Genomic DNA, 12,540 nt, shown 5'->3' with positions numbered 1-12,540 from the left:
ATCGTTCGCACCCATGCGGAGAAGATGGCTTCGTCACCGAAGTTGGGACCACCCAATGCGCCGATCAGTAAATGGCGAGTCATGAATAAGGCCTCCTGACCGGTTGCAGGAAATCAGCTCGGGAAGGAGCCTGCCTATTGAGGTTCCAATCCTTGGCCCAATTGGGGCATTCGAGACGATTTTGAAGGCCGGACGCAATTAAGTGCGGCGAGGCGGGCGCATGGCGTCAGACGCGCCGAACGCCACCGACATCTGAAAAGTGCTTTGAAAAGATGGGGATGGTACGGTTGGGGGGTCTCGAACCTCCGACCTCAGGTGCCACAAACCTGCGCTCTAACCAACTGAGCTACAACCGCACAAAGAATACGCCGAAGCGGCGTTGCGGGTCACATACGGCGATCGAATGTGTTTTGCAAGTCCTTCCTCGCAAAAGAAAGAGGCCGGAGCATGACCGGCCTTCCTCAGAGCAGAAATTTCGGCGTTTCAGGCGGCCTTGAAGGTCGCCATGACCTTTTCGGCCGCTTCCTTGCCGGGCTTCGTCACTTCCTCGGCGAGCTTGCGGGTAGCTTCCTGCATGGCCTTGGCCTGCTCGACGGTCATTTCCGCCTGCCTGCGCAGGAAACCAGTCTGAAGCTCGACCAATTCGGCAACGGATTTCACGCCGAGAAGCGCTTCCATATGCGACAGCGAGAGATCGGCATTGGAGCGAAACGCGTCGATCGCCTTCAGGCCGATCTCGACCGTGCCAGCCTGCGCCGACTGCATGGTGGTCTCCACGGTCTTCGTCGTTTCGTCAGCGGCGGCCTTCATCCTGGAATAGGCTTCGCGCGACTGGGTCGCACCTTTTTCGGCAAATTCGCGGAAGCTCTCAGTCAGCTTGGACGGGTCGAAAGCGGAGAAGGAAAAGATATCATCAGTTCTGTAGGCCATGAGTCGAACATTTTCCCTGTTGACGCATTTCTTCGGCTGTATCCGAAGAGCTCATGAACCTTATATAATAAATCGCCTTGTGCATTGCAATATTATTGTGCAGCGCACAATGAAGCGAAGCCTCGTTAACCCTATAACAGGATTGACCGGCCTACGAGTGGACCCACATGCAGGGGAGGGTTATTTAACAATCTGTTAATTTGCCCTCAAAATCACCGGTCAGGAAATCACCAGGTTCGCCTATGTCCGCAGTCCAATACCCGTTCATCGACATCGCCGTGCACGAGCGCGTCCGTGACCGTTTTGCGGCAGGCGAAGCGATAGCTCTTTTCTCGCCGGACATGCGCAACGCGCTCTGGGCGAACGGCCGGGGCGCCGATCTTTTCGGCTTCTCATCCGTCTACGATTTTCTGGACCAGGGGCCGAACCGGACCGATGTCGCCTTCCGGCAGATGGAAGCGGCGGCACGCCAACTTTCCGCCGTGGGTGAGAGCCGCAGCTTCGTGATGCGCGTCACCTCCGGTTTCCAGCGCATCGCGGTCCAGGCGACTTGCGAGCTCATCCGGATCGGAGGAGGAACCGCCGTGCTCTTCGCCGCGCCGGCGGAGAAGGAAAAGCTCTCCCGTGAAGCGCTTTCGGCGCGGATGCTCGAAGGTCTCGACGATCCGGACACGCATATGGCGGTGCTGGATGGAGACGGCGCCGTCATTGCCGCCTCGCCGGATTTCGACGGTCTCGGCGTTACCGAGAAGACGGCAAAAATGCTGGTGACCATAACCGGCAACGATCCGAGCCGTCTCACCAAGCGACCTATACCTACCTCGAAGGGCTATCTTCCAGCGGCGATCGGCAAGCTTTCCGACGAACCCGCCCTCCACCTGCTTTTCACGGTGGAGGCGCTTCCGGGACGCACCGACCAGAGCATCGGATTCGAGCCCGAGGCGGAGGGCGCAACCGCTCCCTCACCCGCGGAAACGGCGGATACGCACGGCTACGATGCGGTGATCGACGCGGTTGCCGGCATCGAGGAAACGGAAGAGCCCGAGGAGGAAATCTCCCTCGATACCGAAGAGGCGGTCGAAGCACCTTCCGCAAAGCGGCAGCCGGATACAGCCACCGAGTGGCTCGCACCGACAGCGGAGGCGCCGAGCGCCACAGGCTCTAGCCAGGAGCCGGAACGCGAGATGGCCGCGGAGGAAACGAGCCCGGAGAGCGTGCCTACCTCCCCTGCCGAGCCGGAGGAAACGGGTTTCGTCTTCAGGCGCGATGCCCGCGCGACCCGCTTCGTCTGGAAGATCGATGCCGAAGGCCGGTTCAGGGAAATCTCCGGTGAATTCGCCGAGACGGTCGGGCCGCATGCCGCCGACATCAAAGGCATGGCCTTCAGCCGTATCGCCGCACTCTTCCGGATCGATCCGGAAGGCAAGGTCACCGAACTGCTCGGCAAGCGCGATACATGGTCCGGAAAAACCATCTGGTGGCCTGTCGAAGGTACCGATCTGGTGGTTCCGGTCGATCTCGCCGCCCTGCCGACCTATACCCGTGCGCGCGAGTTCGACGGCTTCCGGGGATTCGGCATCGTGCGTGTGGGCGATGCCAGGAAAGACCCCGAGGCGCTCGGCCTGACGCTTGGCAGCAGCCCGGCCAGGGGGCCGGAAGATGACGAGGAGGAAGACGCGGCAGCGGAGGCTGCATTCCCGCCAGAGGCACAGGTTTCCGAACCCGAGGCAAGCGAGGAGCCTCCCGAAACGGTCTCGATCGCAGAGATCGGCGACGAAGTCCTTTCCGGTGACGAAAGGGATCAGATCGAAGAAACCGGAAAGGCGGACGATGCGCCTCTTCCTTCCTTGCTGGACTGGCCCGACGGCGAGCCCCCTGCCATCAAGATCGCCGAGAGCCGCAGCAGGCAACACACCGACAAAGTGATCCAGTTCGAGGAGCGACGTTCGCGAAAGGAGGGGCTGACCCCTGGCGAACAGGCCGCGTTCCAGGAGATCGCGCGACAGCTGGACGGCTTCATCGGGCAGGCCAAAGAAGAGCCTGATGATGAGGGCTCTCCACAAGTGGAAAACGAAGGCGTGTCGCCGGAAGAAGTTCGGGCGGACGTAACGGACGAAACTCCGAGCGCGGAACCGAGCCATGAAGCCCCGGAAAGCGCAGCGCTTCCCGAGGAATTTGGCCACGAGGATGCCGCAGGCGCTATCGAAGCGGAGGAGGCTCCCGGCGAAACGGAGCCCGCCGCGGACGTTCCGCAGGAAGAAGCGGTCGAGGACGAGTTCACGACGGAAGAAGCGGCGACCCTGACCGATGAAGATGCCGACTTGTCGGAACGGGAACTGCTCGGCAGGATAATTCCGATCCGCGAGAGAATCGGGCTTTCACCGGAAATCGTCGATCAGATGCCGATAGCTCTCCTTGTGCATAGCGGCGACAGGCTGATCCACGGCAATCCGGAATTCCTGCGGCTCACCGGCTATCCCTCGATCGAAGCGCTGGCGGAAGTCGGCGGTCTCGATGCCCTGCTGCAGCGGCAGGAGCTTGAGGACAAGACGGCGGAAGCCGGCGGCATGGTGGTGGTGCGCGCCGACGACGTGGTCGTTCCGGTGACAGCCCGGCTGCAATCGGTTCGCTGGGAGGATTCCACCGAGCTGATGCTCGCCTTGATGCCGGTCACGGCGGAAGGCGAGGCCGTGGAGGACGGAGCCGAGGCCGTTCAGGCGCGGCCCATGCGCCCTGCCGATCAACTCGCCCGCCTGCAGGTCGAGGTCGAGGAGTTGCGCGCGATCCTGGAGACGGCGACCGACGGCGTCGTCATCATCGATGCGAACGGCGATATCCGCTCCATGAACCGTGCGGCGAGCGGCCTCTTCAATTACGACAACGAGGAAACCTCCGGCAAACCCTTCGTCATGCTGTTTGCCCATGAGAGCCAGCGGGCGATCATGGATTATCTCGGCGGCCTTTCCGGCCACGGCGTCGCAAGCGTGCTGAACGACGGCCGTGAAGTGATCGGCCGCGAGGCTTCCGGCGGTTTCCTGCCGCTGTTCATGACCATCGGCCGCCTCACCTCCTCCAATGGTTTTTGCGCGGTGATCCGCGACATCACCCAGTGGAAGCGCACCGAAGAAGAATTGCGCACCGCCAAGCGTGCCGCCGAGACCGCCAACGCCCACAAGAGCGAGTTCCTCGCCCATGTGAGCCACGAGATCAGGACGCCGCTCAACGCCATCATCGGCTTTGCCGACATGATGGCCGGCGAACGCTTCGGCCCGATTGGCCATCCGCGCTATGTCGAATATGCGAACGATATCGGCCGCTCGGGCCGCCATGTGCTGGACATCGTCAACGACCTGCTCGACATCTCGAAGATCGAGGCGGGCGAGATGGACCTCGATTTCGTGGCCGTCGGCCTGAACGAGACGGTTTCGGAAGCCGTTTCGCTGGTGCAGCCGCAGGCCAACAGCCAGCGCGTCATCATCCGCACGGCGCTTTCCCATTCGGTGCCGCCGGTGGTGGCCGACCTGCGCTCGGTCAAGCAGATCGCCCTCAACATCCTTTCGAACGCGATCCGCTTCACGCCTTCCGGCGGGCAGATCGTGGTCTCCACCGCCTATGAACCCAATGGCAGCGTGATGCTTCGCATCCGCGACACGGGGATAGGCATGACGCGCTCGGAACTGGAGCTCGCCATGAAGCCCTTCCGCCAGGTCGCGGGCGGCGCGCGCAAGCGCGGGGACGGTACCGGGCTCGGCCTGCCGCTGACGAAAGCCATGGTGGACGCCAACCGCGCCTCCTTCGCCATCAGCTCCTCACCCAACGAGGGCACGCTGGTCGAAATCACCTTTCCGCCGCAGCGGGTGCTTGCGAACTGAGCCCTGCAGGGTTAGCAGTCCTTTGAAAAGAGGACTTGGACTTGCAAGTTTCGACGAGCACTGAAGCGGCGAAGATGAAGGTCCGGCGGCCGGCACGATCATTATCCTGGGTGGCTGCGGGCATTGCCGCGATCGTCGCCCTGCCTGTGATCGCCATCTTCTGGATCGCCTTTGCGAGCGGCGACGAGACCTGGCGGCATGTGATGGTCAACGTCGTGCCGCGCGCCACCGGCCGTACGGTGAGACTGCTCCTGTTCACGGGCCTGGTGACCTGCTTCTTCGGAATTCTGACCGCTTGGCTGGTGGCAAGCTTCGAATTTCCTTTCCGGCGTCTGTTTTCGGCCATCCTGGTGTTGCCGCTTGCCATACCCTCCTATCTTGCTGCCTATGCCTTCGGCGAATTCCTCGATTTCACCGGTCCGGTACAGACCGGCTACCGGGCCCTTTTCGGCTTCCAGACCTCGCGGGAATACTGGTTTCCCGATATTCGCTCGCTGGGCGGCGCGGTGCTGGTTCTGAGCTCGGTGCTCTACCCTTATGTCTATCTCGCCTGCCGCTCCATGTTTCTGATGCAGGGACGCGCCGCGGCCGATGTCGCCCGCACGCTGGGCGCCGGGCCGCTCAAGGTGTTTCTGCGGGTGCAGATCCCCATGGCGCGCCCGGCGATCATGATCGGCCTGACGCTGGTGATGATGGAGACGCTGAACGATATCGGCGCCGTGGAATTCCTGGGGGTCAACACCCTCACCTTCTCGATCTACGATACCTGGCTCAACCGCGGCAGCCTGATCGGCGCGGCGCAGATCGCGAGCGTCATGCTCTGCGTCGTCGCGGTCCTCATCTTCGTGGAGCGCGCCGCCCGCCGCAGCCAGCGCTTCACCAGCAACAAGACGACGGCCCTCGTCAACGATGGAGCAAGGCCGCGCCTGCCCGCGGTGCGGGCCTGGTGCGCGACACTGTTCTGCGCGCTGCCGATCGCCATCGGTTTCGCCATTCCCGTCTCGGTGCTCGGCGGCTTCGCGCTGAGCCGGCTCGAAAACTTCGCCGACAGCAGGCTTTTGAACGCGCTGTGGCACAGCATCGTCGTCTCTTCCGCAGCGGCGCTCGCAGCCGTCGCCCTCGGCTTCCTTCTCGCCTATGCGGCGCGCGCCGAGCGCTCGACGCCGACGACGGTTGCCGGGCGCATCGCCTCTCTCGGCTACGGCGTGCCGGGCACGGTGCTGGCGATCGGCGTGCTCATACCGCTTGCAAGCTTCGACAATGCGATCGACGGTTTCCTGCGGGCGCAGTTCGGCATATCCACCGGTCTTCTGCTTTCCGGCACCGGCTTTGCGATCGTCTATGCCTGCACGGTGCGGTTCATGACCATGGCGGAAGGCACGCTCGATGCCGGCTTCCATAAGCTTTCGCCGCATCTCGACATGGCCGCGCGGACACTCGGAAGGAGCAGGAACCAGACGTTGCGTTCGGTGCTTCTGCCCAATATGCGCCCGGCGATCATGACGGCCGCTCTCTTCGTCTTCATCGAGACGATGAAGGAACTCTCGGCGACGATCCTGCTCAGGCCCTTCAACTTCAATACGCTCGCGACTCTCGTCTACGAGGATGCCTCCCGCGCCAGGATTGAGGATTCCTCCGTGGCGGCCATGATCATCATCGCGGCCGGTCTAATCCCGGTCCTGTTCGTCTCGCGATCGCTCGACCGCGACGGCGAGCTTCATCTGCGGGAAGATTAATCTTTCGGCAATCTATGAGGGTAGACAAGACCAAAAGAAAGGCAGCGAAAGCTGCCTTTAAAGTTCAATGCTGTCCAACGTGAAGTCGGGAGGAGACATCATGTCCGTGGGAAGCATAAGGCTTCGCCATCTCCATACGGAAAATGTCTTCCGATTGCTTCATTCTCGATCAATGTGCCTTAACAGGACGTTAAATGCGTGCCGTTTCCGGAAGGACACCCGACAAAACGACCATTCCGACACATTCTAACGCGCGTCGCGATCTTTCAGATTCGCTTCCTGCGCTTTGATGCATGTCGTTATCGCAAAACCGCTTCACACTTTTGCGCGACATGCATTAGTTCTTCAGCTCCTCCAGTCCCGCGAAGAGCTCCAGCGCCTCGGGATTGGCGAGCGCCTCCTTGTTCTTGACCGGCCGGCCATGCACGACATCGCGCACCGCCAGTTCGACGATCTTGCCGGACTTCGTGCGCGGGATATCCGCAACCGCAATCACCTTTGCCGGCACGTGACGCGGCGAGGCGCCCGCGCGGATACGGCTCTTGATCGCCTTGACCAGGTCGTCGGTCAACGTCACGCCGTTTGCGAGCCGCACGAAGAGCACGACGCGGACGTCCTCCTCCCAATCCTGGCCGATGCAGATGGCTTCCGCCACCTCCTCCATCTGCTCCACCTGATTGTAGATCTCCGCCGTGCCGATGCGCACGCCCCCCGGATTGAGGGTCGCATCCGACCGGCCATGAATGACGATTCCGCCATGCTCCGTCCATTCGGCGAAATCGCCGTGGCACCAGACATTGTCGAAGCGCTCGAAATAGGCGGCGCGATACTTCTTCCCGTCCGGGTCGTTCCAGAAACCGACGGGCATGCAGGGGAAAGCTTTGGCGCAGACCAACTCCCCCTTCTCGCCACGCACCGGCTTGCCGTCGTCGTTCCAGACATCCACCGCGAGCCCGAGCCCCGGCCCCTGGATTTCGCCGCGCCAAACGGGCTTCAGCGGATTGCCGAGCACGAAGCAGGAGACGATATCCGTGCCGCCGGAAATGGAGGCGAGATGCACGTCGCTCTTGATGTCTTCATAAACGAATGAAAACCCCTCCGGCGAAAGCGGCGAGCCGGTGGAGGCGATGAGCCGAAGGGCCGGCAGGTCATGCGAATTCTTCGGGACGATGCCGCCCTTGCGCACCGCATCGATATATTTGGCCGAGGTGCCGAAGACCGCGAACCTTTCCTGTTCCGCATAGTCGAACAGCACATTGCCATCGGGGGCGAAGGGTGAGCCGTCGAAGAGGCAGAGGGTGGCGCCCACTGCAAGCCCCGAGACCAGCCAGTTCCACATCATCCAGCCGCAAGTGGTGAAATAGAAGAGCCTTTCGCCGGGGACGAGGCTGCAATGCAGCCGGTGTTCCTTCAGATGCTGCAGAAGCGTGCCGCCCGCCGAATGGACGATACATTTCGGCACGCCTGTCGTGCCGGAAGAGAAGAGGATGTAGAGTGGATGCGAGAAAGGAAGCTGCGCGAACTCCAGTTCCTTCGGCTCATAGGGAGCGGTGAAATCCTGAAGCGTGCGGCCATCGGAAAGCGAAGCGGCGAGCGCCGGCGCATCCCCGGCATAGGGTACGACCAGGACCGGCGCATGGAGGACTTTCGAAACCGCTCTTACCTTTTCCGCCACGTCCTGAAGCTTGCCGTTATACCAATAGCCGTCGCAGACGATGAAAAGCTTCGGCTCGATCTGGCCGAAGCGGTCGAGCACGCCCTGTTCGCCGAAATCCGGAGAACAGGAGGACCAGATCGCGCCTATGGAGGCGGCGGCCAGCATGCAGGCCACCGTCTCCGGCATGTTCGGCATCATGGCTGCAATGCGGTCGCCCTGCCCGATGCCGAGCGCGCGGAAAGCCTGCTGCAGGCGGGAGACCTCGGCGCGCAGCCGGTCCCAGGACCAGCGGTAGCTTACCTTGTCCTCGCCGCGGAAGATGATGGCATCCTCGTCTCCGCTGCGGGAGAGTAGGTTTTCGGCAAAATTCAGCGTCGCATCGGGAAAGAAGCGGGCGGCGAGCATGTCGTCGCCATCGATGAGCGCGCGCGTCCCCTGTGCGCCCTTGACCCCGCAGAAATCCCAAACGGCCGTCCAGAAATCCTCTCGCTCCTTGATCGACCAGGCGTAGAAGGCATCGTAGTCCGGAAAACTCCTGCCATGGCGTTCGCCGCACCAGCCCATGAAGCGGCTGAGCGGCGCATTTTCCAAAACCTCCTTGGATGGCGTCCAGAGCGGTTGCTGCACTCCCATGTATCTCCTCCTCTTTTTGAGGCTGTATAACATGCTGCACCGCAAGAGAAAAAGCGCCTTTCGACGGTGCCCCTGTTTGCGCCCGGACCGCATTTCCTATATCGCAAACCTAATGATCAGAGCGCTCGGGAACATTCGGGAAAAGCTAGGCCGGCCGCTTGGCCGGAGAGTCCGGCTTTTGCTCTTCGCCGCTCTCGCGGTCGTCTGCCTTCTCCTCGTCGTCCAGATCGTCGCGCCATTCGTGATCTCCATCGCAGTGGTGCGCGGCAGCATGGAGCGAGCGGTTGCGGAATGGACCGGCAACGAGGTGTCGATCGGCGGCTCGCCGGAGGTCCGCTTCTGGCCCGAGCCGCAGATCACCCTGGCCGATGTAACGATCACCAAGGAGGACGATCGCTCCCGTCGCCTCTTGGCGCGCATCGATAAGCTTTCGGCCTCGTTCGAACTCTATCCCGCGCTCTTGGGCCGTATCGTGTTCGAGGATATCGAGCTCACCAGGCCGTCCGTTTTCGTCGTCCGCGACAGGGAGGGCAGGCTCGATTGGGCGAATGACGGGCTGCTGAGCGCCGCCGTGCGGCAGGCGGCCTCCGCGAATGCGAACACCATACCGGCCGATCTCGACGCGCGCGTGGGTGACGTGACGGTCGAAAACGGCAATCTGGAACTGCTCGATCTTTCGGGCAACCGCTCCTTCCGCCTCCATGCGATCAACGGCGAGCTTCGCTGGCCCCGACTTTCCCAGGCGGCAAGGATCGAGGGGAGCGCGCAGTTGAACGGCCAGGCGGCGAGCTTCGACCTTACCTCGGCTCAGCCGCTTCTCCTGCTTTCCGGCCGGGATGCGGCGGCAGCCGGAAGCCTTCAATCCGACCTGATTTCCGGCCGGTTGAACGGTACCGCCAATCTTGCGGCCTACAGCTTCCTTGCCGGCAGCTTCGACGTCGCGGTTCCCGACGTTTCGGCATTCACGGCATGGTCCGGCATCGAGATACCGGGAGCCGAGCAGGTCAGGTCGCTGGCCATGAAGGCCAGGCTCGGCATCAGCGGCGACGTCCTGCGTTTCGAGGATCTGTCGCTCTCCGTCAACGAGGGCCGGGCGACCGGGATTCTCGACCTCGCCTTGCCGCCCGGAGGACGCCCCCGGCTGACCGGCACACTCGCCTTCGACAGGCTGGACTTCTCCTCCATCCTCGCCGCCATTCCGCCACGGACATTGCCGGACGGCCCACCGGACGATGAGGATATCACTACGCTGCACCGGAGCGCCGAGTTCGATCTGCGGCTTTCCGCGCAAGAAGCAGCGCTCGGCCCCTTCATGCTTGGCGATGCGGCCGTGAGCGTGCTGAAGACGGGCGACGAAACCCGCCTCGACATCGCCGACAGCGATTTCGAGGCCGGCACGCTGACGGGCAGGCTCACCTCGGCCAAAGATGGGTTTTCGAACGGAGCGGCGCTGCGCCTCTCCATTCAGAATGCGGATTTTTCCAGCATTGCGCGTCGTCTCAATCTCACCGGCCCCCTTCCCTCCGCGCGCGGTTCACTGGAACTCTCCTTCAGCCTCGACAAGCCAATGGGTACTGCAAGCTGGGAGGACGCAAGAGGCCAGATGCGCTTCACCGCCGGCCGGGGCACCATTCCCGGCGTCAATCTCGCCGCCTTGCGGCAGCTCGCCGCCAGCAAGAACTACTTCCCCTTGAGCGAAGCCTCCGGGGACGATCTGGATTTTGACGGGATGGAAGTTGTAGCGACTTTCGCCGGCGGCTCCGCCGAACTTCAGAAGGCGGAAATCGCGAATGCCACCGAAACCCTCAGCCTCAGCGGCGTGGTGCCTTATGTCGACAACAGCCTGGCGCTTTCCGCGAGCATCACGCCGGCAGGCACGGAGGCGCCGGACTTCACCTTCTTCATCGGCGGCTCCTGGCCGTCGCCGGTGATTCTGACGGCCCCCGCCCCGGATACCAAGCCGCTCAACGACTGATCAGGTCGCGTTGCGGGCCGCGACGTGTTCGTCCCGGATGCGGCGAAGCTCCGTGCGTTTCATGCTGATCGAGGTGACGATCACGCCGAGCGTGACCAAGCCGATCAGGATGGTGCAGATCGCGTTGATCTCCGGCGTCACGCCGAGGCGCACCTGCGAATAGATCTTGATCGGCAGCGTCGTGGCGCCTGGCCCCGTCGTGAAGCTCGCGATAACCAGATCATCCAGCGACAGAGTAAAGGCGAGCATCCAGCCGGCAAGCACGGCGGGCAGGATCAGCGGCAGGGTGATCGTGAAGAAGGTTTTCACAGGCGGGCTGCCGAGATCGAGCGCGGCCTCCTCCAGACTGCGGTCGAAAGTGAGCAGGCGCGATTGCACGACGATCGCCACATAGCACATGGTGAAAGTCGTATGCGCGATCGTGACCGTCCAGAAGCCGCGATCGATGCCTGCCGCGACAAAGAGCAGGAGCAGCGAAAGACCGGTGATGACCTCCGGCATGACGAGCGGCGCATAGATCATGCCGGAAAACAGCATGCGGCCGGGAAACCGCCCGTAGCGGACAAGCGCCAGCGCAGCGAGCGTGCCGAGCACCGTGCCGATCGTCGCACTGAGAAGGCCGACGCGGGCCGTCACCCAGGCGGCATCCATGAGCCCCTGGTTAGACCACACGGTGCGATACCAATGCAGCGAAAACCCTCCCCAGACCGTCACGAGCCGGGAAGCGTTGAAGGAATAGACCACCAGGATGATGATCGGGATATAGAGGAAGGCAAAACCGAGGGTCAGGACGGTGGCGTCGAACTTTGACGATTTCATCTAAACCACCTTCTTCTGCTGGTTCTGGAAGATGACGATCGGCACCACCAGCGCGAGGAGCAGGAGGACGGCGACCGCCGAGGCAAGCGGCCAGTCGCGGTTGCCGAAGAACTCCGTCCAGAGCGTCTTGCCGATCATCAGCGTATCGGCGCCTCCGAGCAGATCGGGGATGACGAATTCCCCCGTGATCGGGATGAAGCAGATCATCGAGCCCGCGATGACGCCTGGCAGCGAAAGAGGAAAGGTGATCTTCCAGAAGGCCTTGAGAGGCGGGCAGCCGAGGTCGTTCGCGGCCTCCAGGAGCGTATTGTCCATCTTCTCCAGCGCCGAATAGAGCGGCAGCACCATGAAGGGAAGATAGGAATAGACGATACCGATGAAGACGGCGATGTCGGTGCGGAAAATCTGCACCTGATCGTTCGGCCCGAGGAAGCCTACTGTCTGGAGCAGGAGCGTTAGGAGCCCGTCCGGCTTCAGGATGCCGATCCAGGCATACACGCGGATGAGGAACGAGGTCCAGAAGGGCAGGATCACCAGCATGACCAGCAGCGGCCGGATGGTCGTCGGCGCACGCGCCATGGCAAGCGCGATCGGATAGCCGATCAGGAGAAGCAGCAGCGTCGAGATCAGCGCGATTCTGAGGGACGAGAGATAGGACTGCACATAGAGCGGATCTTCCGTGAGGAAGAGATAGTTCTCCATGTCGAGATTGGAGAAGAAATCGCGGATCGCACCGAAGCCCTGAAAGACCGGCGTGTAGGGCGGCATCGCGATCGCGGTATCTGAGAGCGATATCTTGAGGATGATGAAGAAGGGCGCGGCGAAGAAGAGCAGCAGCCAGAGATAGGGAACCGCGACCACCAGCCAGCGGGCGGGTGACGCGTGGGTGGTGGTGGCGCTGGTCTCGGCCATGCGGGT

Annotated in this window: 7 protein-coding genes and 1 tRNA gene; 3 read left to right on the top strand and 5 right to left on the bottom strand. The window is 62.4% G+C overall.

Translation table 11 applies throughout. From position 1 onward, the window contains the following. Positions 1 to 279: 279 nt before the first annotated feature. Together YH62_RS11430 and YH62_RS11425 are read right to left on the bottom strand one after the other, a co-directional pair. Positions 280 to 356 (bottom strand) — tRNA-His (locus tag YH62_RS11430). 127 nt (positions 357 to 483) lie between these two features. Then, positions 484 to 930, bottom strand: coding sequence for a phasin (locus tag YH62_RS11425; protein ID WP_046794283.1), 447 nt, complete (start codon positions 928 to 930; stop codon positions 484 to 486). Between the two features lie 242 nt (positions 931 to 1,172). Between YH62_RS11425 and YH62_RS11420 the strand changes: the two genes are divergently transcribed. After that, entirely contained in the window at positions 1,173 to 4,802 is a 3,630-nt protein-coding gene (locus YH62_RS11420; protein WP_046794282.1) for an ATP-binding protein, read from the top strand. Positions 4,803 to 4,876: 74 nt separating this feature from the next. Continuing rightward, the gene (locus YH62_RS11415) at positions 4,877 to 6,538 is read left to right on the top strand and encodes an iron ABC transporter permease (protein ID WP_082118327.1); all 1,662 of its coding nucleotides are present in this window, start codon (positions 4,877 to 4,879) and stop codon (positions 6,536 to 6,538) included. 337 nt (positions 6,539 to 6,875) lie between these two features. On the opposite strand, the gene YH62_RS11410 is transcribed toward YH62_RS11415, so the two are convergent. After that, positions 6,876 to 8,828 carry an acetoacetate--CoA ligase gene (locus tag YH62_RS11410; RefSeq protein ID WP_046794281.1) on the bottom strand — a complete coding sequence of 651 codons (1,953 nt, stop codon included), beginning with the start codon at positions 8,826 to 8,828 and terminating at the stop codon, positions 6,876 to 6,878. Positions 8,829 to 9,006: 178 nt separating this feature from the next. Here YH62_RS11410 and YH62_RS11405 point away from each other — a divergent pair, with 178 nt between their 5' ends. Next, the gene (locus YH62_RS11405; RefSeq protein ID WP_052760389.1) at positions 9,007 to 10,803 is read left to right on the top strand and encodes an AsmA-like C-terminal region-containing protein; all 1,797 of its coding nucleotides are present in this window, start codon (positions 9,007 to 9,009) and stop codon (positions 10,801 to 10,803) included. Here YH62_RS11405 and YH62_RS11400 read toward each other — a convergent pair whose 3' ends face one another. Together YH62_RS11400 and YH62_RS11395 are read right to left on the bottom strand one after the other, a co-directional pair. Further along, positions 10,804 to 11,622 carry an ABC transporter permease gene (locus YH62_RS11400; protein ID WP_046794279.1) on the bottom strand — a complete coding sequence of 273 codons (819 nt, stop codon included), beginning with the start codon at positions 11,620 to 11,622 and terminating at the stop codon, positions 10,804 to 10,806. Further along, complete coding sequence (locus tag YH62_RS11395; RefSeq protein ID WP_046794278.1) at positions 11,623 to 12,534, bottom strand: ABC transporter permease subunit; 912 nt, start codon at positions 12,532 to 12,534, stop codon at positions 11,623 to 11,625. Positions 12,535 to 12,540: the final 6 nt, after the last annotated feature.

This window comes from Rhizobium sp. LC145, assembly GCF_001005825.1.
In the GTDB taxonomy this organism is placed as follows: domain Bacteria; phylum Pseudomonadota; class Alphaproteobacteria; order Rhizobiales; family Rhizobiaceae; genus Neorhizobium.
The sequence above is the reverse complement of the archived record's forward strand: the minus strand, read 5'-3'. Positions and strand labels throughout refer to the sequence as shown.